The sequence below is a fragment of the Kitasatospora sp. NPDC056184 genome, assembly GCF_042268405.1.
In the GTDB taxonomy this organism is placed as follows: Bacteria; Actinomycetota; Actinomycetes; order Streptomycetales; family Streptomycetaceae; genus Kitasatospora.
This window is the reverse complement of record NZ_JBHJUI010000007.1, coordinates 197,893-217,568: the sequence shown is the minus strand read 5'-3', so window position 1 is coordinate 217,568 and position 19,676 is coordinate 197,893. Positions and strand designations below refer to the sequence as shown.

19 protein-coding genes are annotated in these 19,676 nt (G+C 73.7%); 12 read left to right on the top strand and 7 right to left on the bottom strand.

The window, feature by feature from the left end:
* Positions 1 to 49 precede the first annotated feature (49 nt).
* The 6 genes from ACFC0B_RS16850 to ACFC0B_RS16825 all read left to right on the top strand — a co-directional run bounded on the left by ACFC0B_RS16850 (position 50) and on the right by ACFC0B_RS16825 (position 4,999).
* Positions 50 to 652 carry a GNAT family N-acetyltransferase gene (locus ACFC0B_RS16850; protein ID WP_376086573.1) on the top strand — a complete coding sequence of 201 codons (603 nt, stop codon included), beginning with the start codon at positions 50 to 52 and terminating at the stop codon, positions 650 to 652.
* 525 nt (positions 653 to 1,177) lie between these two features.
* A complete protein-coding gene (locus ACFC0B_RS16845) occupies positions 1,178 to 2,041 on the top strand; it encodes a helix-turn-helix domain-containing protein (protein WP_376086572.1) in 864 nt (287 codons plus the stop codon).
* Positions 2,038 to 2,229: a DUF397 domain-containing protein gene (locus ACFC0B_RS16840; protein WP_376086571.1), complete on the top strand. Its 192-nt coding sequence runs from the start codon at positions 2,038 to 2,040 to the stop codon at positions 2,227 to 2,229. The genes ACFC0B_RS16845 and ACFC0B_RS16840 overlap by 4 nt, the downstream gene beginning before the upstream one ends.
* 80 nt (positions 2,230 to 2,309) lie before the next feature.
* Positions 2,310 to 2,501 (top strand): DUF397 domain-containing protein, encoded by a 192-nt coding sequence (locus tag ACFC0B_RS16835; protein ID WP_376086570.1) that lies wholly within the window; start codon positions 2,310 to 2,312, stop codon positions 2,499 to 2,501.
* Between the two features lie 256 nt (positions 2,502 to 2,757).
* Positions 2,758 to 4,488 (top strand): methionine--tRNA ligase, encoded by a 1,731-nt coding sequence (gene metG, locus ACFC0B_RS16830; protein WP_376086569.1) that lies wholly within the window; start codon positions 2,758 to 2,760, stop codon positions 4,486 to 4,488.
* A gap of 157 nt (positions 4,489 to 4,645) precedes the next feature.
* On the top strand, positions 4,646 to 4,999 hold the full coding sequence (locus tag ACFC0B_RS16825) for a DUF6087 family protein (RefSeq protein WP_376086568.1): 354 nt from the start codon (positions 4,646 to 4,648) through the stop codon (positions 4,997 to 4,999).
* A gap of 16 nt (positions 5,000 to 5,015) precedes the next feature.
* Here ACFC0B_RS16825 and ACFC0B_RS16820 read toward each other — a convergent pair whose 3' ends face one another.
* From ACFC0B_RS16820 to ACFC0B_RS16810, 3 genes are all read right to left on the bottom strand, one after another.
* Positions 5,016 to 5,954 (bottom strand): class I SAM-dependent methyltransferase, encoded by a 939-nt coding sequence (locus ACFC0B_RS16820; RefSeq protein ID WP_376086567.1) that lies wholly within the window; start codon positions 5,952 to 5,954, stop codon positions 5,016 to 5,018.
* 26 nt (positions 5,955 to 5,980) lie between these two features.
* Positions 5,981 to 6,958 carry an NAD(P)/FAD-dependent oxidoreductase gene (locus tag ACFC0B_RS16815; RefSeq protein WP_376086699.1) on the bottom strand — a complete coding sequence of 326 codons (978 nt, stop codon included), beginning with the start codon at positions 6,956 to 6,958 and terminating at the stop codon, positions 5,981 to 5,983.
* A 148-nt stretch (positions 6,959 to 7,106) separates the two neighbouring features.
* Complete coding sequence (locus ACFC0B_RS16810) at positions 7,107 to 8,069, bottom strand: hypothetical protein (protein ID WP_376086566.1); 963 nt, start codon at positions 8,067 to 8,069, stop codon at positions 7,107 to 7,109.
* A gap of 153 nt (positions 8,070 to 8,222) precedes the next feature.
* On the opposite strand from ACFC0B_RS16810, the gene ACFC0B_RS16805 reads away from it, so the two are divergent.
* Positions 8,223 to 9,296: an aldo/keto reductase gene (locus tag ACFC0B_RS16805; RefSeq protein ID WP_376086565.1), complete on the top strand. Its 1,074-nt coding sequence runs from the start codon at positions 8,223 to 8,225 to the stop codon at positions 9,294 to 9,296.
* Positions 9,297 to 9,312: 16 nt separating this feature from the next.
* On the opposite strand, the gene ACFC0B_RS16800 is transcribed toward ACFC0B_RS16805, so the two are convergent.
* Positions 9,313 to 10,149: an NAD(P)-dependent oxidoreductase gene (locus ACFC0B_RS16800; RefSeq protein ID WP_376086698.1), complete on the bottom strand. Its 837-nt coding sequence runs from the start codon at positions 10,147 to 10,149 to the stop codon at positions 9,313 to 9,315.
* A gap of 213 nt (positions 10,150 to 10,362) precedes the next feature.
* Between ACFC0B_RS16800 and ACFC0B_RS16795 the strand changes: the two genes are divergently transcribed.
* The gene (locus ACFC0B_RS16795) at positions 10,363 to 10,713 is read left to right on the top strand and encodes a winged helix-turn-helix transcriptional regulator (protein ID WP_376086697.1); all 351 of its coding nucleotides are present in this window, start codon (positions 10,363 to 10,365) and stop codon (positions 10,711 to 10,713) included.
* Between the two features lie 18 nt (positions 10,714 to 10,731).
* On the opposite strand, the gene ACFC0B_RS16790 is transcribed toward ACFC0B_RS16795, so the two are convergent.
* Positions 10,732 to 11,154 carry a DUF350 domain-containing protein gene (locus ACFC0B_RS16790; RefSeq protein WP_376086564.1) on the bottom strand — a complete coding sequence of 141 codons (423 nt, stop codon included), beginning with the start codon at positions 11,152 to 11,154 and terminating at the stop codon, positions 10,732 to 10,734.
* Positions 11,155 to 11,325: 171 nt separating this feature from the next.
* Between ACFC0B_RS16790 and ACFC0B_RS16785 the strand changes: the two genes are divergently transcribed.
* The 4 genes from ACFC0B_RS16785 to ACFC0B_RS16770 all read left to right on the top strand — a co-directional run bounded on the left by ACFC0B_RS16785 (position 11,326) and on the right by ACFC0B_RS16770 (position 16,188).
* Positions 11,326 to 11,757 (top strand): hypothetical protein, encoded by a 432-nt coding sequence (locus tag ACFC0B_RS16785; RefSeq protein WP_376086563.1) that lies wholly within the window; start codon positions 11,326 to 11,328, stop codon positions 11,755 to 11,757.
* Positions 11,758 to 11,763: 6 nt separating this feature from the next.
* A complete protein-coding gene (locus ACFC0B_RS16780; RefSeq protein ID WP_376086562.1) occupies positions 11,764 to 12,993 on the top strand; it encodes a glutathionylspermidine synthase family protein in 1,230 nt (409 codons plus the stop codon).
* Positions 12,994 to 13,148: 155 nt separating this feature from the next.
* The gene (locus ACFC0B_RS16775; protein WP_376086561.1) at positions 13,149 to 14,291 is read left to right on the top strand and encodes an acyltransferase family protein; all 1,143 of its coding nucleotides are present in this window, start codon (positions 13,149 to 13,151) and stop codon (positions 14,289 to 14,291) included.
* Positions 14,292 to 14,370: 79 nt separating this feature from the next.
* Positions 14,371 to 16,188 carry an NHL domain-containing thioredoxin family protein gene (locus tag ACFC0B_RS16770; protein WP_376086560.1) on the top strand — a complete coding sequence of 606 codons (1,818 nt, stop codon included), beginning with the start codon at positions 14,371 to 14,373 and terminating at the stop codon, positions 16,186 to 16,188.
* A gap of 72 nt (positions 16,189 to 16,260) precedes the next feature.
* On the opposite strand, the gene ACFC0B_RS16765 is transcribed toward ACFC0B_RS16770, so the two are convergent.
* Together ACFC0B_RS16765 and ACFC0B_RS16760 are read right to left on the bottom strand one after the other, a co-directional pair.
* The gene (locus tag ACFC0B_RS16765) at positions 16,261 to 17,574 is read right to left on the bottom strand and encodes a M18 family aminopeptidase (protein ID WP_376086559.1); all 1,314 of its coding nucleotides are present in this window, start codon (positions 17,572 to 17,574) and stop codon (positions 16,261 to 16,263) included.
* A gap of 246 nt (positions 17,575 to 17,820) precedes the next feature.
* Positions 17,821 to 19,650, bottom strand: coding sequence for an acyl-CoA dehydrogenase (locus tag ACFC0B_RS16760; RefSeq protein WP_376086558.1), 1,830 nt, complete (start codon positions 19,648 to 19,650; stop codon positions 17,821 to 17,823).
* Positions 19,651 to 19,676 lie beyond the last annotated feature (26 nt).

Below are 19,676 nucleotides of genomic sequence, written 5' to 3'. Positions count from 1 at the left end.
CGCAAAAATCCATTGCCTCTAGTGCATTGGAGGGCTACCGTCTCCGATCATGACCGCGAAGCTGCCCGCCCCCGTCACCCTCACCGGCCGCCACGTCCGTCTGGAGCCGCTGGACCGCCGGCACCTGTCCGACCTGTGGGCCACCGTCGGCCCCGACCCCGAGGTGTGGCGGTGGATCCCGTTCCACGCGCCGGCCACGGAGGAGGAGCTGGGGGCGATCCTCGACATCCGGCTCGCCGCGACGGCGGCCGGGAGCGCCGTGAAGTTCGCCGTGATCGACCTCGCGTCCGGCCGGGCCGTCGGCATCACCGGGTACTACGCGTTCAGCGCGGAGGACGAGCTCGTCGAGATCGGCGGCACCTGGTACGCCCGGTCGGTGTGGCGCAGTGCCGTCAACACGGAGGCGAAGCTGCTGCTTCTCGTCCACGCGTTCGAGGAGTTGGGCATGGGTCGGGTGTTCTGGAAGACCGACGCGCTCAACGAGCGCTCGCGCAACGCGATCCTGCGGCTGGGCGCGCGGTTCGAGGGCGTCCACCGCCGGGAGAAGCGGCGGGCCGGCGGCGTCTGGCGGGACACCGCGTACTTCTCGATGCTGCGCGACGAGTGGCCGTCCGCGCGCGCCCGCCTGGAGCGGCGGCTGGCCGCCGGCTGAGCGCTATTGGTCCTTGCGGGGCGCCAAGTCCCGTTTGCCCGTGCGCCGTTCCCGCGGCTGACGGGTCGCGATGATCTGCGCCACCACTCCGACGAAGACCACCGACACCAGCAGGCCCGTCAGCAACACCACGGCCATCAGCGATCGACCGCCGCCACGGCCCGGACCGCCTTGCCGCACACCCCGATGAGTTCCACACCCCAGTCATCGGCCGAAGTGGCGACCGGGTCAAGCCCCCGCCCACACGTTCGAGCCGTTGCCGGCGGGCGGGGGCCGAGCCGGAACCCTCTGCCGGGATCGCTGTCGAGCGGACGCAGGAGGGCAAGCACCATCGACTGTCTCCAGTCCAGTTGAGGGGGGAAGTCGGCTACCCGCAGCAGGCCGGCCCTGCAGCGACGACGCTAGGGTCCAGGGGCAACAGTTGCTACTACTCCTGGTGCACTTCACCCCATCGGGCTACTCGGTGGACCCGGTGTCCACGGGGCGGCAAACTGCACCGAAGGCACCGAGCGAGGAGAGACGCGCATGCCACCACGCCTGTCGCCCAGCGTGCGCCAGCAACGACTCGGCTCGGAACTGCGCAGGCTGCGCGAGCACGCGGGCATGACCCCCAAGGCCATGGCGGCCGCGCTGGGCACCGACGTCCCCAAGATCTCCCAGATGGAGAACGGGAAGTCGGGCATCAGCACCGACCGCCTCCGGTCCTGGGCCTCGGCCTGCCGGTGCGCGAACCTCCCGCTCATCGAAGCCCTGACCCTGATGACGCAGGACCGCGGCAAGCAGTGGTGGCACCACTTCCGCGGCCGGGTCCCCACCGGGATGCTCGACATCGCCGAGCTCGAACACCACGCGGAGTCGCTGCTCGTCCTGAACACCACCTCGATCCCGGGCCTGCTCCAGACCAGTCGCTACGCCGCCGCGATGTTCGCCCGGCTGCGTCCGCCGCTGCCGCGCCACGACGCCGACGTACGGGCCGCCTTCCGCACGGAGCGCCAGCAAGTCCTGTCCGCCGGACGGCCGTTCACCGCGTTCATACACGAGGCGGCGCTCCGGATGCAGTTCGGCGGTCCCGCCGTCCTCCGGGAACAGCTCGCGAGCCTGCTCGACGATGCCGAGCGCCCCGGGGTCACCGTCCGCGCGATCCCCTTCAGCGTCGACACCTATCCGGGCTCGGGCGAGGACCTCTTCCTCGCCCACGGACCGGTCCCCGAACTCGACACCGTGCAGATCGACCTGACCCAGGGGCCGCAGTTCATCGACTCGGAGGCGGACCTGACGTCCTACCGCGCCATCGTGGCCGAATCCGGCTCCCTCGCCCTGAGCCCCGAGGAGTCCCGCGGCTTCATCCGGCGCATCATGACGGACCTGAAAGGCTGGCCACCCCGATGACCGACTGGCAGAAGTCCTCCATAAGCGGCAACAGCAACCAGTGCGTCGAGGTCCGTACCGCCGGCGGCCGCATCGAGATCCGCGAATCCGACGCCCCCGAGGCGGTCGTCACCACCACCCCCGAGACGTTCGCGCTCTGGATCGCAGGCGTCAAGCGCGGCGAGTTCGACCGCTTCACCCACGCCTGACCGCACCGCCCGACCGCACCGCACCGTTCCGACACCGACCCCCGACCCCGACCCCGACCCCCGAAGGAGCCCAGCCCTCCATGGACACCTGGCAGAAGGCCGCCCCCGGCGGCGAGGGCGACGACGCCCTGGAGATCCGCACCGTCGACGGCATGGTCGAGATCCGCGACCCCCGGAACGACGCCGTCATCGTCCGCACCACCCCCCGCAAGTGGGCCGCCTTCGTCCTCGGCGTGAAGGCCGGCGAGTTCGACCACTTCGTCGCCCCGTAGCCGCCCCCGCCGCCCGCTCCCGCCGCCCCCGCGCTCCGTGTCCGGGGCGGCGGGAGCCGGCGGCGGGGCCCGGGGAAATGGGCGCGAGGGGAAGGGGCGGGCTTCGATAGGATTGGGGAGCCCACAGTGGAACGTCGCTCTGGCCGGCAGCCCGGGAGGCGACGCCTGTGCCCGGACCCCCTCGCCGCCCAGACCCTGCGCCCGTCACGGCACTCCGGGACAGGGGTGCGTGCGGGAGAAATCGGAGCATCCGAGGATGGCTCGGCACCTGATCACCAGCGCCCTCCCCTATATCAACGGGATCAAGCACCTGGGCAACATGGTCGGGTCCATGCTGCCGGCGGACGTCTACTCGCGGTACCTGCGCCGGCGCGGGCACGAGGTGCTCTACATCTGCGCGACCGACGAGCACGGGACGCCGGCCGAGCTGGCCGCGCAGGAGGCCGGGCTGCCGGTCGCGGAGTTCTGCGCCCGGGCGCACGAGCAGCAGAAGGCGGTGTACGACGGCTTCCGGCTGTCGTTCGACTACTTCGGCCGCAGCTCCTCCCCGCAGAACCGGGAGATCACCCAGGAGATCGCCCGCGAGCTGCACGCCAACGGGTTCATCGAGGAGCGGGCGATCCGCCAGGTGTACTCGAACGCGGACGGCCGCTTCCTGCCGGACCGGTACATCGTCGGCACCTGCCCGCACTGCGGCTACGACAAGGCGCGCGGCGACCAGTGCGAGAACTGCACCCGCGTGCTGGACCCGACGGACCTGCTGGAGCCGCGCTCGGCGATCAGCGGCAGCGCGGACCTGGAGGTGCGGGAGACCTCGCACCTGTTCCTGCTCCAGTCGAAGCTGACCGGACAGGTCGAGGACTGGGTCTCCGCGCACGCCGACGAGTGGCCGGTGCTGGCCTCCTCGATCGCCCGCAAGTGGCTGACCGAGGGCCTCCAGGACCGCGCGATCACCCGTGACCTGGAGTGGGGCGTGCCGGTGCCGGCCGACGTCTGGCCGGAGCTGGCGGCCGCCGGCAAGGTCTTCTACGTCTGGTTCGACGCGCCGATCGAGTACATCGGGGCGACGAAGGAGTGGGCGGACGCGGCACCGGCCGGCGAGCTGCGGGACTGGAAGTCCTGGTGGTACGAGGCCGACGAGACCGTCCGCTACACCGAGTTCATGGCCAAGGACAACGTCCCGTTCCACACCGTGATGTTCCCGGCGACCATCCTCGGCTCGCGCAAGCCGTGGAAGAAGGTCGACTACGTCAAGGCCTTCAACTGGCTGACGTACTACGGCGGGAAGTTCTCCACCAGCCAGAAGCGCGGCATCTTCACCGACGTCGCCCTGGAGCTGCTGCCGGCCGACTACTGGCGCTACTTCCTGATGGCGCACGCCCCCGAGTCCGACGACTCCAGCTTCACCTGGGACCTCTTCTCCTCGGTGGTCAACAAGGACCTCGCCGACACCCTCGGCAACTTCGTCAACCGGGTGCTGTCGTTCAGCCGCAAGCGGTTCGGCGACGACGTGCCGGCCGGGAACCCGGCGGGCGAGGCCGAGGAGCGCCTGGGCGCGCAGATCGCCGAACTGCTGGCCGACTACGAGGCGCAGCTGGAGGCGCTCAACTTCCGCAAGGCGGCGCAAAGCCTGCGCACCCTGTGGAGCGCGGGCAACGCCTACCTGGACGAGAAGGCGCCCTGGCTGCAGGTGAAGACCGACCCGGAGGCGGCGGCGCTGACGCTGCGCACCGCGATGAACCTCATCCACCTGTACGCGGTGGTCTCCGAGCCGTTCATCCCGGCGGCGGCGCAGGCGATGCGCGAGGCCTTCGCGCTGCCGGCCGACGCCCCGGCGCGCACCGCCACCTGGGTGGACGCGGACGCGGCGCGGGCGCTGGACGCGGTGCCGGCCGGAACGCCGTTCACGGTGCCGCCGGTGCTCTTCGCGAAGATCACCGAGGAGGACCTGGCCGGCTGGACCGAGCGCTTCGGCGGCGGCCAGTAGGCACGGCGCAGGCCTCCGACAGCCGGTGGGCGGCCGCCCTCCCCTCGCGGGGGAGGCGGCCGTCCATCGGTTTTTCACCCGATCGTGGAATCGCCCGGCCCACGGCGGATCGGCAAGACTGGCCGTCCCCGACCGACACCCGAGGGAGGCCCCGACGATGGCCGCCGAGGACGATCCGTTCGCCGAAGAGCCCCTGGCCGACGAGCCGTTGGCCGACTGGTACGCCAAGCGGGCGCGCCGCCGCCGGGCCCCGGGGACGCGGGACGCGATCACCCTCGCCCCCGGCCCCCGGCGCGCGGCGCACCTCTTCCAGGACGTGCCCCGGCTGGTGGTCGAGTGGGACGGGCACAGCTGGCAGCCCGTCGCGGTGGCCGAGAACTACGCCGAGGCCTACCCGCTGATCGTCCGCCCGGCCCACGCCGCCGGCCCCCCGGCGGTCTTCCCCCAGGCCGACACCCCGGTCCCCCTGCTGCGCCGCGGCACCGGCCGCCACCGCAAGCCCGACCTCTGACGACCGCTCCGCCCGGTCAGCCACGCCCTCCGGCCGCACGGGCGGTGTGGACGGTGAGGGCGGTGAGGTAGAAGGCGTCGGGGCGGGAGAGGATGCCGGTGGGGGCGTCGCGGTCCAGCAGGGCGTCCAGGGCGGCGCGGTCGGTGTCGTCCAGGAGGCCGGCCAGCTGGTCGCGGCGGCGGGCGAGTTGGGCGTGCAGGAAGGCGCGGGCCGGGGTGTCCAGCGGGGCCGGGCGGTCGACCAGGAAGGTCCGGGTGCCGGCCGGGACCAGGCCGGCGGCGGCCAGCATGGCGGGCCAGTCCTCGACCACCGCCACGGTGCCCGGGACGGACTCCCGCATCGCCGTGAAGGAGTCCTCGTGCGCCGCGTCCAGGCGGGCCTGGAGGCCGGGGCGGCCGAGGCCGAGGTCGCGCGGGAGGTAGCGGGCCGGCAGGCCGCGTTCGGCGACGGCCAGCAGGCCGCCCGGGCGCAGGGTGGCGGCCAGCGCGGTCAACGCGGCCTGCTGGTCGCCGAGATGGTGGATCGCGTTGCCGGACCAGACCAGGTCGGCGCGGCCGAGCGTGCCGAAGTCCTCGGGCAGGTCGGCGCGGTGGGTGCCGACGCGGCCGGCCGAGCGGGTGCGGGCGCGCTCCAGCAGGGCGGCGGACCGGTCGACGGCGACGACCTCGGCGGCCGGGAAGGCGTCCGCGAGCAGTCCGGCGATCACCCCGGGGCCGCTGCCCACGTCGAGCACCCGGTGGACGGGCGTGCCGTCCAGCAGGCCGCCCAGCCACCGGGCGGCCCCGGTGACGGCCGGGGCCTGGAGTTCGGCCTCGCGCTCCAGGTGCCCGGCGAGGGCGTCCCAGTCGAACTCGGCGTCCTGGCCGTGGTGGTGGGCGTGGGCAGGGGTGTGGGCAGGGGTGTGGGCAGGGGTGTGGGCGTGGTGGTGCTGATGGGTCGGGGCGTACCCGGTCATCGGGAGGTCCTTCCGCTCGGGGTGGCTTACGCGGCGACGAGGGCGCGCTCGACGTCCTCGTCCACCAGATCGTGGTTGAGCGCGAACGCCGCCGCGGCGCCCGCTCCGGCGGCGGTGACCACCTGGGCGCGCGGGTCGGCGACATTGCCCACCGCCCACACCCCGGGCACGCTGGTGCGGCCGGTGCGGTCGGTGGTCACCCAGCCCTGCGCGTCCCGCTCGCAGTCCAGGCCGAACAGCAGGGCGTCCCGGGGCACCATGCGCGGGAAGAGGAACAGCGCCTCGCGCGGCACGGCCGTGCCGTCCGCCAGTTCGACGCCGCGCAGCCGGTCGTCGGCGACGACCGCCCGCTCGACCGCGCCCTCGACGACCCGTACGCCCCGGGCGGCGAGCCGGGCGCGGTCGTCCGCGGACAGTTCCAGGGTGTGCGCGAGGAGGACCACGTCCGCCGACCACTGGCGCAGCAGCAGCGCCTGGTGCACCGCGCCCGGGTGGCTGCCGAGCACGCCGAGCGGGCGGTCGCGGACCTCGTAGCCGTGGCAGTACGGGCAGTGCAGCACGTCGCGGCCCCACCGCTCGGCCAGGCCGGGCAGCTCCGGCAGGCCGTCGCGCAGCCCGGTGGCGACGACCACCCGGCGGGCCCGCAGGGCCGGGCCGCCGGCCAGGTGCACGTCGAAGGCGGGGGCGTCCCCGGACGGCACCGGCTCGACGTGGTCCACCCGGGCGTCGAGCAGGTCGACCCCGTACCCCGCCAGCTCGGCGCGGCCGGTCTCCAGCAGCGCGGCCGGGGCCACGCCGTCCCGGGAGAGGAAGCCCCCCATCCGCGCGGCCGGGGCATTGCGCGGCTGCCCGGCGTCCACCACGGCCACCCGGCGGCAGGCCCGGGCCAGCACCAGGGCCGCGTTCAGTCCGGCGGCGCCGCCGCCGACCACCACGACCTCGTAGCCGTCGGCAGCGCCGGGGGTCTCGGGAACGGTCCCGTTTCGCGTGTCGCTCACGGCGATCACCTCCACCGCCAGGCTGCGCCGACCGCCGGGTGGGAGGCAACTTTCGTTGCTGTTTCGGCAACACCTGGCCGAACGGCCGCCGACACCCGCCGACACCCGCCGGCACCCCCCGACACCGGTCGGCACCGGTCGGCACCGGCCCGGGTCAGCCGGCGGTGCGCCGCCAGTACGAGCGCGCCGCCACCGCCAGCGCCACCCCGTACACCGCGAACGCGCCCAGCCCGATCCAGGCGACCAGCAGGGTGTCCGCGGCCGTCGGGAAGTCACCGCGCGGCACCTCCACCACCCCCGCCGTGGCCAGCGCCGTCCAGCCGACGCCCACCACCCCGTACGGCGCGAGCGTGGCCGCGCCCAGCAGGGCGGGGGCCAGCGGCAGCCAGCGCGGGACGGGGCGGCCGGCCAGCAGGAGGGTCCAGCGCGGGAACACCTGCCCCCAGGGGCGGACCAGCCCCCAGAGCAGGAACACCCCGAGCGCCGCCAGCAGCGCGGTCCCGTCCAGCCCCCAGGACTCCAGGGCGAGCCAGATCCCCGAGGCGCCGTTGCGCACCGAGGCGGCGTGCACGTCGCTCCCGCTCACCCCGGCGAAGGTGCCGCCGGACGCCCAGAGCAGCTTCATCGCGGCGTACGGGACGAACGCCGCGCTCCCCGCCAGCGCCGCGAGCTGGACCGTCCCCGAGGCGGCCGACCGGACGGGGGCCGACCGGACGGGGGCCGGGCCGGAGCGCGCCAGCGCCGCGAGCAGCACCGCGCCGAGGGCCGCCAGCGCGTGCTGCGCCGCCCCCGGCCCGCTGTCCACGCCCTGGCCGAACAGCAGCGTGATCACGTCCATCAGCAGGCCGAACGCACCCGCCCCGGCGAGCCCGCAGAGCGCCCACAGCAGCCCCCGCAGCGCCGGGCGCGGTCCGGCGGTGGGCCTCTGCGCCGCCCCGGCCGCGGCGGCGCAGAGGCCCACCGCCGCCACCGCCCAGCCCGCGGCGGCGGCGCCGAACAGCGGCGTCCCGCCCAGCGCGCAGCCCGCGCCGAACGCCGCGTACCCGGCGCCCCAGCCGGCCACCACCCGCCCGTCCGCCCACCACCGCCGCCGCCACCCGCCCACCGTCGTCGCCATACCGCCACGCTCGCAGCGGCCGGGCGGGCCGCACCTCGCCCGCCGGGACGAGCCGGCTCCCCCGGCAGGGGGAAGCGCCTTGCGCTGGAGTCCACTCCAACTCCTAGGGTCGGCAGCCGAATCACCGACCCGCGTCTCCAGGGGGACACCACCATGCGCTACCGCACTCTCGGCGGCACCGGCATCGAGGTCAGCACCTACTGCCTCGGCACGATGATGTTCGGCGCGATCGGCAACGCCGACCACGACGACTGCGCCCGGATCGTCCACGCCGCCCTCGACGCGGGCGTCAACTTCGTCGACACCGCCGACATGTACTCGGCCGGCGAGTCCGAGGAGATCGTCGGCAAGGCCCTGCAGGCCCGCGGCGACCGCGACGACGTCGTGCTGGCCACCAAGGTGCACTTCCCGATGGGCGAGGGCCGCAACCGCGGCGGCAACTCCCGCCGCTGGATCGTCCGCGAGGTCGAGGAGAGCCTGCGCCGGCTGCGCACCGACCGGATCGACCTCTACCAGGTGCACCGGCCCGACCCCGCCACCGACCTTGAGGAGACCCTCGCCGTCCTCGGCGACCTGGTCCGGGCCGGCAAGATCCTCGCCTTCGGCTGCTCGACCTTCCCGGCCCACGAGCTCGTCGAGGCCCACCACCTCGCCGAGCGGCGCGGACTGCCCCGGTTCCGCACCGAGCAGCCGCCGTACTCGCTGCTCGCCCGCGGCATCGAGCGGGACGTCCTGCCGACCGTGCGGCGGCTCGGCATGGGGGCGCTGACCTGGTCCCCGCTGGCCTCGGGCTTCCTCACCGGCCGCTACCGCAAGGACCGGCCGGTCGACCTGGGCAGCGGGCGGGCCGCCCTGATGCCGGCCCGGTTCGACCCGGCGCTGCCGGTCAACCAGGCCAAGCTGGACGCGGTCGAGGAGCTGACCGCCGTCGCCGAGGACCTCGGCCGCACCCTGCCCGAACTGGCCCTCGCCTTCCCGCTCGCGCACCCGGCGGTCACCTCGGTGATCATCGGGCCGCGCACCTCCGAGCAGCTGGCGGCGGCGCTCAAGGGCGCCGACCTCGTGCTCGACGACGCCGTCCTGGACCGCATCGACGCGATCGTCCCGCCCGGCACCGACGTCTACCCCCCGGACGGCGTCTGGCGGCCCCGCAGCCTGACCGACCCCGCGCTGCGCCGCCGCCCCGCCGCCGACCGCCCCGCCGCCGACCGCCCGGCGGCCGGCTGAGCCGCAGGGCCCGGGCCTACCCGCGCAGGAGGTCGACCACGCCGGTGAGGTCCTCCGCGCCGTTCCGCTCCGGGTCGGCGGCGAGCCGCCGCCCCATCAGCTCGAAGTAGGGCGTGAGCAGTTCCGCGCTCACGCCCTGCTCCTCGGCGGTGCGCAGGAAGGTCGGCACCCCGGCGACCTGCATCGCCAGGTCGGACACGACGCCCCCGGTGTAGTCGCCGGCCACCAGCCGCTCGGCGGTGGCCGCGACCGAGCCGGTCATCGCGGTGAGCCAGGAGGAGAGCAGCGGGGCCAGCGCACGCGGGTCCACGGCCTCGTCGCGGACCAGCGCGAAGGCGTGCGCGACGCCCCCGAACATGCCGTACATGGCGCTCAGCAGCGCCACGTCGTGCAGCGCGGCGAAGCCGGCGTCGGAGCCGACGTACCGGGCGTCGGCCGGGGCGGCGAGGGTCGCGCGGTGCTCCTCGAACAGCTCCCGCGAGCCGCTGTAGAAGACGTACGGGCCGGTCTGCGGGACGCCGATCATCGGCGGGACGGCCATGATGCCGCCGTCCAGGTAGCGGGCGCCGCGCGCGGTCACCCGGGCGGCGCGCCCGCGGGCCGTGCCGGGGGTGCTGGTGACCAGGTTGACGACGTCCTTGCCGGTGAGGTCGGCGCCGGCCAGCGCCTCCTCGACCGAGGCGTCGTCGAGCAGGCAGACCACCACCAGCCGGTTGGCGGCGACCGCCTCGGCCGCGGTGGCGGCGACGGCGGCGCCCCGGGCGGCGAGCGGTTCGGCCCGGGCGGCGGTGCGGTTCCAGACGGTGAGCGGGTGCCCGGCGGCGAGCCAGGCCCCGGCCAGGGCGGCGCCCATCGCGCCGAGGCCGAGCAGCGTGAGCGGGGCGGGCGGCGGGGTGAGCGGCGGTGTGCTCGGCGGGGTGAGCGGAGTCCCCGAAACGGTGTCAGCGGTGTTCTCTGTCATGCCGATCAGCCTCGTTCCGGCCCCCGGAAACCATCAAGTACGCACTTCGGAGTGGGTGGTTACCCTGGGGTGAGCGAGCAGGCCGGCGAGGGGTGGGGGCAGGACATGGCGGTGACCGTGCCGAGGCCCGGTGCGTACGTGTGCGGGATCGACGCCGCGATGGACGTGATCGGCGGCAAGTGGAAGGTGCTGATCCTCTGGGCGCTGGCCGAGCGGCCGAGCCTGCGCTTCGGCGAGCTGCGCCGGCAGGTGCCGGGCATCACCGAGAAGGTGCTCGCCGCCCACCTGCGGGAGCTGGAGGCGGACGGCATCGTGCACCGCGCGTCGTACGACGAGGTGCCGCCGCGGGTCGAGTACTCGCTGACGGAGGCCGGACGGCGGCTCAACGAGGCGCTGGCTCCGCTGGGCGCCTGGGGCCGGCAGCACGTGCTGGACGGCGCCGCGCACCCGGCCTGACGCGCGGTCCGGCCGGGCTCAGGCGATCGAGGCGGACACGATCGCCGCCACCGCGAGGTTGCAGCTGGCGGTCACCCAGACCGCCGGGTGCGGCTCCGGGTCGACGAGTATCGCGCCCAGCTTGCCCGGCGTCAGCACGTCCACCACCCAGAACGCGACGGCCATCAGCACCAGGCCGAGCACGCCGAAGGAGGCGGTGGAGGCCAGTCCCTTCCCGAAGTCCTCGTAGGTGTAGAGGATCGCGGTGAAGACGATGCCGCCGATGCCGAGCAGCGCCGAGCTGAGCAGCACCGCGGCGTTGCGGTTGCGCTCCACCCAGATCTGGCGGCCGAGCTTGCCGGGCGTCAGGACGTCCACCAGGACGATGCCGAGCAGCAGCAGGACCACCCCGACGCCGCCGAAGGCGGCCGCCGCGCCGAGACCGTGCAGGATGTCGTTCATGGGTGTCTGCCCCCGGGGTCCGTGTCGCAGGTCGCACGCCGTGGTGCGGACGGCCCGAGCGCAGGCCCCCTCCCACGGTCAAGGATCGGCAAAAGATAACCCATCGCGGTCGGACTCCGAGGGGGAACAGCCCCTCCCGCACCATCCGGTGCACGCGTACCATCAAGCGCCATGACCCAGCCGCCGCCCGCCGCTCCCGCCCGGATACCGGACGTCCCCCGTCCGGACGCCGCGTCGCCGGACACCGCAGCGCCGCCCGCCGCGGCCCCGCACGCCGCCGCACCGGGCACCGGAGCACCGGGCGGCCCCGCCCGCCGCCGCTCGGGCTTCGTCGCCCTGGGCATGGTCGGCACCCTCGCGCTCGCCCTCTCCGGCTGCTCGTCCTCCTCCGGGAAGAACCCGCCCAGCCGCTGCGTCGACCCGGCCACCCTCAAGGTGCTCGACAGCCACTCCTGCACGACCAAGAGCACCACCACCGCCGGCCGCTGGTACTACTGCGGCTCCGGCGGCACCACCGCCATCGGCGGCACCTTCGACAAGGCCGCGACCAAGCGCGGCGGCTTCGGCTGCCCGTCCGGCTCCAGCGGCTCGGGCGGGGGCTGATCCGCCGTGCGCCGCCGCACCGTCGAACCCCGCCCCGACTGGCTGGCCACCGTCGAGGGCCAGGGCCTCATCTACGCGATGTGCTCCGACCCGTGCAACCAGGGCGGCCCGCACGCCTACTGGGACGAGTCCGCCTACTACGAGTTCTCGCTGCCCGAGGTGGAGGCGCTGGAGGAGGTGGTCGAGGAGCTGCACGAGCTGTCGCTGGCCGCCGCCGACCACGTGGTGCGCACCGGCCGGTTCGCCGACTACGGCATCACCGACCCGCGGCTCGCCGCCGCCGTCGCCGAGTCCTGGCACCGCCGCGACGAACAGCCCAGCCTCTACGGACGGTTCGACCTCGCCTACGACGGCACCGGCCCGGCCAAGCTGTTCGAGTACAACGCCGACACCCCGACCTCGCTGATCGAGGCGGCCGGTCCGCAGTGGTTCTGGATGGAGGAGCGGTTCCCGCAGGCCGACCAGTGGAACTCGCTGCACGAGCGGCTGGTCGCCTCCTGGGCCCGGCAGAAGCACCTGCTGCCGCCCGGCCCGGTGCACTTCGCGCACTCCCGCGGCGACACCGAGGGCGAGGACTGGATGACCACCCTCTACCTCCAGGAGTGCGCCGAGCAGGCGGGCGTCGAGACGGTCGGCATCGCCGTGGAGGACATCGGCTGGGACGGCCTGTCCGGCCGCTTCGTCGACCTGGAGCACCGCTTCGTCCGCGCCGCGTTCAAGCTCTACCCGTGGGAGTGGCTGGCCTCCGACGAGTTCGGCGAACAGCTGCTGGACGTCGTCGACCACGGCGGCTCCACCGGCTCCACGATGTGGATCGAGCCGGCCTGGAAGATGCTGCTCTCCAACAAGGCCCTGCTGGCCGTCCTCTGGGAGCTGAACCCGGGCCACCCCAACCTGCTGCCCGCCTACCTGGACGGCCCGCGCGAGCTCGCCGCCCCGGACGGCCCGGGCTACGCCGCCAAGCCGCTGCTCGGCCGCGAGGGCGCGGGCGTGCGCATCGTCGAGCCGGGCGGCCGCGAGACCCGGCTCGCCGACTGGGCCGGCGACCCGGACCGCTACGGCGCCGAGGGCCACTGCTACCAGCAGCTCCACCCGCTGCCCGACTTCGACGGCAACCGCCCCGTCCTCGGCACCTGGGTGGTCGACGGCGAGGCCGCGGGGCTCGGCATCCGCGAGACCGACGACAGCCCCATCACCCACCAGGGCGCCCGCTTCCTGCCCCACCTCATCGTCTGATCCGGCGTCCGGGCCGAGCGGGCCGCCGGGCCCGGAACCGTACGCCGGACGACTGGCAACCGGCCACCGCGATCCGCGATAATGCCGCCTGCCTCGCGCCCGTCGGTATCCGTACGATCCGGGCGCCGTCTTCCTGGACCCCGGAGATCCTCCCCATGCGCCTGCGCACCATGACCCACGCCGAATTCCTGGCGCTGCGGCGGTTCGACGCCCTGGACGGCCTACGCGCGATAGCCGCCGTCATCGTGGTCTTCTTCCACTACGCGCGGCCGTGGGCCACCGGGCTGTCCGGGTGGATCGGCGTGCACATCTTCTTCGTGGTCTCGGGCTTCCTGATCACCACGCTGATGCTGCGTGAGCACGACCGCAACGGACGGATCTCGCTCCGCGAGTTCTACGTCCGCCGGATCTTCCGGATCTGGCCGCTCTACTACCTGGGGCTCGCGGTCACCGCCGTCGGCGTGTACCGCAGCGGCGGCGGCTGGGACGCGCTCATGAACCACCTGCCGCACTTCCTGCTGTTCATGAACGAGTACCACCTCCAGGGCTGGGAGCCGTACCTGCACACCTGGACCATCGGCATCGAGTGGAAGTTCTACATGGTCTGGCCGCTGGTGCTGATCCTCGTCACCGCGATCTCCAAGCGGCTGCGCATCCCGGTGGCCGTCGCCGCCATCGCCCTCGTGCTCGTGGACTGGTCGGACACCTGGCACAAGATGGGCATCCACTACTCGATCCTGCTGATCGGCGCACTGCTGGCGCTGGTGCTCCACTCGCCGCGCGGCTACTCCCTGCTCCGGCCCGTCACCCACCCGGTCGTCGGCGTGGTGGCGGCCGTCGCGTTCGTCGTCCTGCACATGCACATCCCGGACCTCAAGGCCTACTACGGCGCCGAGGAGCCGGTGATCTTCCTCTACTCGCTCGCCCTGGCCCTCGTCCTGCCCTCGCTGCTGAGCCCGGGCCCGGGGCGGTGGCTGCTCTCGCTGCGGCCCATGGTGTTCGTCGGCGAGCGCTCCTACGGCCTCTACCTGTTCCAGGCCCTCGCGGTGGGCCTGGCCGGGGTGCTGGCCCCCTGGGTGGCCGGCGGCACCGCGCTCCGGGGCGTGGTCGTCACCCTGGTCAGCCTGTTCGTGGCCGACGCCCTGTACCACCGGCTGGAGCAGCCCATGATCGAGGTCGGCCGGAAGCTGATCAAGCGCTTCCTCCGCAAGCCCGCCGCCCCCGTCCCCGCCCCCGCCGCCCCCGCGGACCACCCCACCGACCGCCCCGGCGCACTCGCCGAACCGCTCAGCCGCTGACCCACCGGGCCGCCGCCCGCTCGCCCGGCCGGCGGCCCGGCCGGAATGCTTCCACCACCCGATGGGGTTGGATGAGGGCATGGCATCTCGTGCACGTGTACGCGCCCCCGAGCTGGTCGGGGCAGGCGGTTGGCTGAACACCGGGGGCAAGGAGCTGGCGCTCGCCGACTTCCGGGGCAAGATCACCATCCTGGACTTCTGGACGTTCTGCTGCGTCAACTGCCTGCACGTCCTCGACGAGCTGCGGGAGCTGGAGGAGAAGCACCGGGACACCGTGGTGATCGTCGGCGTGCACTCGCCCAAGTTCGTGCACGAGGCCGACCACCGGGCCGTGGTGGACGCGGTGGACCGCTACGAGGTGCACCACCCGGTGCTGGACGACCCCGCGCTCGCGACGTGGAAGCAGTACGCGGTGCGGGCCTGGCCGACGCTGGTGGTGATCGACCCCGAGGGCTACGTGGTCGCCCAGCACGCCGGCGAGGGGCACGCGCACGCGATCGCCCGGCTGGTCGAGGAGCTGGAGGCCGAGCACGCGGCGAAGGGCACCCTGCGGCGCGGCGACGGCCCGTACGTGGCGCCCGAGCCGACCGCCGGGGACCTCAAGTTCCCGGGCAAGGCCGTCCTGCTGCCCGACGGCCGCTTCCTGGTCGCGGACTCCGGCCACCACAGCCTCGTCGAGCTGGAGGCCGACGGCGAGACCGTGGTGCGCCGGATCGGCGACGGGGTCCGCGGCCTGGTGGACGGCACCAGCCCCCGGTTCAGCGAGCCGCAGGGCCTGGCGCTGCTGCCGGAGGGCACCGCCGGGTACGACGTGATCGTCGCCGACACCGTCAACCACGCGCTGCGCGGCGTCCGGCTCGCCGACGGCTCCGTGACCACCCTGGCCGGCACCGGCCGGCAGTGGTGGCAGGGCTCGGCGACCGGGGGACCGGCCCGCGAGGTGGACCTCTCCTCACCCTGGGACGTCGCCTGGTTCGACGGCCGGGTGTGGATCGCGATGGCCGGCGTCCACCAGCTGTGGGCGTACGACCCGGCCGCCGGCACGGTCGGCGTCGCGGCGGGCACCACCAACGAGGGCCTGGTCGACGGCCCCGCCGCCGAGGCCTGGTTCGCCCAGCCCTCCGGCCTGGCCGTCTCGGCGGACGGCGAGCGGCTCTGGGTCGCCGACTCCGAGACCTCGGCGCTGCGCTGGGTTTCACGTGAAACCAAGACCGTGCACAGCGCCGTCGGCACCGGTCTGTTCGACTTCGGGCACCGGGACGGCGCCGCCGGGCAGGCGCTGCTCCAGCACCCGCTGGGCGTCACCGTGCTCCCGGACGGCTCGGTGGCCGTCAGCGACACCTACAACCACGCGCTGCGCCGCTACGACCCGGCGAGCAGCGAGGTCAGCACGCTGGCCACCGACCTGCGCGAGCCCTCCGGCGCGGTGCTGGCCGACGGCGACATCGTGGTCGTCGAGTCCGCCCGCCACCGGCTGACCCGGCTGCGGCTGCCCGAGGAGGCCGTCCGGGTGGACGCGGTGGCGCACCGCACCCAGCGGGCCGCCACCGAGGTCGCCCCGGGCGCCCTGCGGCTGGACGTGGTCTTCCGGGCGCCCACCGGCCAGAAGCTGGACGAGCGCTACGGCCCGTCCACCCGGCTGCTGGTCAGCGCCACCCCGCCCGAGCTGCTGGTCTCCGGCGCGGGCGCGGACTCCGCGCTCTCCCGCGAGCTGGTGCTCTCCGACACGGTCGCCGAGGGCGTGCTGCACGTCTCCGCGATGGCGGCGTCCTGCGACGACGACCCGGAGATCGAGTACCCGGCCTGCCACGTCCACCAGCAGGACTGGGGCGTGCCGGTGAAGCTCACCGCCGACGGCGCGCGCCGGCTGCCGCTGGTGCTGGCGGGCCTGGAGTAGCCGGCCCGCGGCCCGCGCGAAGGGGCCCGGCGAGCGCGTGCTCGCCGGGCCCCTTCCGCGTCACCGGGGGGCTCAGCCCTCCAGGAACGCCTTGATCGCGCTCGCCAGCAGGTACGGGTCCTCCGCGCCGCACAGCTCGCGCGCCGAGTGCATGGAGAGCGCCGCGATGCCGCAGTCCACGGTCTGGATGCCGAGGCGGGCCGCGGTGATCGGGCCGATCGTCGTGCCGCAGGGCATGGCGTTGTTGGAGACGAAGGTCTGCCACGGCACGCCGGCCTTCTCGCAGGCCGCCGCGAACACCGCCCGGCCGACGCCGTCGGTGGCGTACCGGTTGTTGACGTTGACCTTGAGGATCGGCCCGCCGTTGGGCAGCGGGTGGTGGCCCGGCTCGTGCCGCTCGCTGTAGTTCGGGTGGACGGCGTGGCCCATGTCGGAGGAGAGGCAGACGGTGCCGGCCAGCGCCCGGGCCCGGTCCTCCAGGCCGCCGCCGCGCGCGTACACGCTGCGCTCCAGGACGTTGCCGAGCAGCGGGCTCTGCGCGCCGGTGTCCGACTCGCTGCCGGTCTCCTCGTGGTCGAAGGCGGCCAGCACCGGGATGTACGGCAGGGCCGCGCCGTCCGTCTCGGCGGCGGTGGCCACCGCGGCCAGCGCGGCGGTGGCCGCGTGCACCGAGAGCAGGTTGTCCAGCCGCGGGCCGGCCAGCAGCTCGCGGTCCCGGCCCAGGTAGGAGGCGGGCTGGACGTCGTGGGTCATGAGGTCCCAGCCGGTCACGTCGGCCGCGTCGACCCCGGCCCGCTGGGCGACGTAGGCGATCAGCGAGCCCTCGTCGACCGGGCCGAGGCCCCAGATCGGCGTGAGGTGGCGCTGCTTGTCCAGCTTCATGCCGTCGTTGACCTGGCGGTCCAGGTGGATCGCCAGCTGCGGCACGCGCAGCAGCGGCTCGTCCAGCTGGACCAGCCGCCGGCTGCCGTCGCGCAGGGTGAGCCGGCCGGAGAGGCCGAGGTCCCGGTCGAGCCAGGTGTTCAGCGGCACCCCGCCGTAGATCTCCACCGCCACCTGCCGCCAGCCCGCCGACCCGGTGTCGGGGATCGGCTTGACCCGGAGATTGGGCGAGTCGGTATGGGTGCCGACCACGCGGAACGGTGTCTCCGGGCCCGCGCCGGCCGGCACGTACCAGGCGATCAGCGCGCCGCCGCGGACGACGTACCGGCCGCCGGCCACCCCGTCCCAGGCGTCCGTTTCCAGCACCTGCCGGAAGCCGGCTTTCTCCAGACGCTCGGCCGCGCTCGCGACCGCGTGATAGGGCGACGGCGAGGTGCCGAGGAAGGCGATCAGGTCATCGGTGTGCGTCCGGTCGAAGAAGGCCTGGCGGGCGGCGGTCGACATGCTGCTCCTGGGTCGAGGGAGGGCCGAGGCCGAAATGGGGGATCGGCTTCGCACCTTGAGCATATGCCCGTACACGGACATGACACTCGGAGCGGCCCAACGGATGCAGAACGCAGACAGAAACGTGAACTGACGCCCCCTCCGGCCCCGCTGGGCCCCCGGGCCGCCGGACGCGCCGAAGGGCCCGGTCGGGAGGACCGGGCCCTTCGGCGCGAGGGTGGGGTCAGGCGGTCGGTGCGGGCGGGATCAGAACGCCTCCTCCGCCAGCTCCATGATCTCGTTGTCGATGCCCTCGGCGATCAGGCGCTGCGAGGCGACGGTCGGCAGCACGTTCTTGGCGAAGAAGCGGGCGGCCGCGACCTTTCCGCGGTAGAACGGCACGTCCTTCTCGGAGGCGCCGGCCTCCAGCTTGGCCAGGGCCACCGCGGCCTGGCGCAGCAGCAGCCAGCCGACCACGACGTCGCCGGAGACCATCAGCAGGCGGGTGGTGTTCAGGCCCACCTTGTACATGTTCTTGACGTCCTGCTCGACCGAGGAGAGATCGGCGAGCAGCTTGCCGACGATGGCCTCCAGGTCGCCGGCGGCCTTGGCGAGCAGCTCGCGCTCGGCGGCCAGGGCGTCGCCGCCCGCGGCGGAGCCGAGGAACTTCTGGATCTGCTCGGACAGCGCGGTGAGCGCCTGGCCGCCGTCCTTGACGATCTTGCGGAAGAAGAAGTCCTGGCCCTGGATGGCCGTGGTGCCCTCGTAGAGGGTGTCGATCTTGGCGTCCCGGATGTACTGCTCGATCGGGTACTCCTGCAGGTAGCCGGAGCCGCCGAAGGTCTGCAGGGACTGGGCCAGCTGCTCGTAGGACTTCTCCGAGCCGTAGCCCTTGACGATCGGCAGGAGCAGGTCGTTGAGGCGCTCGGCGGCCTCGTCGCGCTCGCCGCGCAGCTTGGCGGCCGCCATGTCGTCCTGGGTGGACGCGGTGAACAGCACCAGGGCGCGCATGCCCTCGGCGTACGCCTTCTGGGTCAGCAGCGAGCGGCGCACGTCCGGGTGGTGGGTGATGGTGACGCGCGGGGCGGTCTTGTCCAGGAACTGCGAGATGTCGGCGCCCTGCACGCGCTCCTTGGCGTACTCCAGCGCGTTCAGGTAGCCGGTGGAGAGGGTGGCGATGGCCTTCGTGCCGACCATCATCCGGGCGAACTCGATGATCTTGAACATCTGGCGGATGCCGTCGACCTTCTCGCCGAGCAGCCAGCCCTTGGCCGGGTGCTTGGCGCCGAAGGTCATCTCGCAGGTGTTCGAGGCCTTCAGGCCCATCTTGTGCTCGACGTTGGTGGCGTAGACGCCGTTGCGCTCGCCCAGCTCGCCGGTCTCCCAGTCGAAGTCGTACTTGGGGACGATGAACAGGCCCAGGCCCTTGGTGCCCGGCTTGCCGCCCTCGGGACGGGCCAGCACCATGTGGACGATGTTCTCGGACATGTCGTGCTCGCCCGAGGTGATGAAGCGCTTGACGCCCTCGATGTGCCAGGAGCCGTCCTCCTGCTGCACGGCCTTGGTGCGGCCGGCGCCCACGTCCGAGCCGGCGTCCGGCTCGGTGAGGACCATCGTGGAGCCCCACAGGCGGTCGGTCATCCGCTTGGCGATCTCCAGCTGGGCCTCGGTGCCCTCCTCGGCGATGACGCCGGCGAAGGCCGGGCCGGAGGAGTACATCCAGATGGCCGGGTTGGAGCCGAGGATCTGCTCGGCGAAGGCCCAGACCAGCGAGTTCGGGGTGACCTGGCCGCCGATCGACTCCGGGATGCCCAGGCGCCACCACTCGGCGTCCATGAAGGCCTGGTAGCTCTTCTTGAACGTCTCGGGGATCGGCGCGGTGCTGGTCTCCGGGTCGAAGACCGGGGGGTTGCGGTCGGTGTCGGCGAAGGACGCGGCGAGGTCGTTCTCGGCGAGGCGCGCGATCTCGCTCAGGATGTTCTTCGCGGTCTCGACGTCCATCTCCGCGAACGGTCCGGTGCCGTACACCTGCTCGCGGCCGAACACCTCGAAGAGGTTGAACTCCACGTCCCGCAGGTTGGACTTGTAGTGACCCATGGCCGTTATCTCCGGTTCGTCGCTTC

What these genes read in the sequence shown, in the direction of transcription:
- ACFC0B_RS16850 (WP_376086573.1), top strand. Translation starts at nt 50, where the DNA reads ATGACCGCGAAGCTGCCCGCCCCCGTCACCCTCACCGGCCGCCACGTC.
- ACFC0B_RS16845 (WP_376086572.1), top strand. Translation starts at nt 1,178, where the DNA reads ATGCCACCACGCCTGTCGCCCAGCGTGCGCCAGCAACGACTCGGCTCG.
- ACFC0B_RS16840 (WP_376086571.1), top strand. Translation starts at nt 2,038, where the DNA reads ATGACCGACTGGCAGAAGTCCTCCATAAGCGGCAACAGCAACCAGTGC.
- ACFC0B_RS16835 (WP_376086570.1), top strand. Translation starts at nt 2,310, where the DNA reads ATGGACACCTGGCAGAAGGCCGCCCCCGGCGGCGAGGGCGACGACGCC.
- metG (WP_376086569.1), top strand. Translation starts at nt 2,758, where the DNA reads ATGGCTCGGCACCTGATCACCAGCGCCCTCCCCTATATCAACGGGATC.
- ACFC0B_RS16825 (WP_376086568.1), top strand. Translation starts at nt 4,646, where the DNA reads ATGGCCGCCGAGGACGATCCGTTCGCCGAAGAGCCCCTGGCCGACGAG.
- ACFC0B_RS16820 (WP_376086567.1), bottom strand. Translation starts at nt 5,954, where the DNA reads ATGACCGGGTACGCCCCGACCCATCAGCACCACCACGCCCACACCCCT.
- ACFC0B_RS16810 (WP_376086566.1), bottom strand. Translation starts at nt 8,069, where the DNA reads ATGGCGACGACGGTGGGCGGGTGGCGGCGGCGGTGGTGGGCGGACGGG.
- ACFC0B_RS16805 (WP_376086565.1), top strand. Translation starts at nt 8,223, where the DNA reads ATGCGCTACCGCACTCTCGGCGGCACCGGCATCGAGGTCAGCACCTAC.
- ACFC0B_RS16800 (WP_376086698.1), bottom strand. Translation starts at nt 10,149, where the DNA reads ATGGGCGCCGCCCTGGCCGGGGCCTGGCTCGCCGCCGGGCACCCGCTC.
- ACFC0B_RS16795 (WP_376086697.1), top strand. Translation starts at nt 10,363, where the DNA reads ATGGCGGTGACCGTGCCGAGGCCCGGTGCGTACGTGTGCGGGATCGAC.
- ACFC0B_RS16790 (WP_376086564.1), bottom strand. Translation starts at nt 11,154, where the DNA reads ATGAACGACATCCTGCACGGTCTCGGCGCGGCGGCCGCCTTCGGCGGC.
- ACFC0B_RS16785 (WP_376086563.1), top strand. Translation starts at nt 11,326, where the DNA reads ATGACCCAGCCGCCGCCCGCCGCTCCCGCCCGGATACCGGACGTCCCC.
- ACFC0B_RS16775 (WP_376086561.1), top strand. Translation starts at nt 13,149, where the DNA reads ATGCGCCTGCGCACCATGACCCACGCCGAATTCCTGGCGCTGCGGCGG.
- ACFC0B_RS16770 (WP_376086560.1), top strand. Translation starts at nt 14,371, where the DNA reads ATGGCATCTCGTGCACGTGTACGCGCCCCCGAGCTGGTCGGGGCAGGC.
- ACFC0B_RS16765 (WP_376086559.1), bottom strand. Translation starts at nt 17,574, where the DNA reads ATGTCGACCGCCGCCCGCCAGGCCTTCTTCGACCGGACGCACACCGAT.
- ACFC0B_RS16760 (WP_376086558.1), bottom strand. Translation starts at nt 19,650, where the DNA reads ATGGGTCACTACAAGTCCAACCTGCGGGACGTGGAGTTCAACCTCTTC.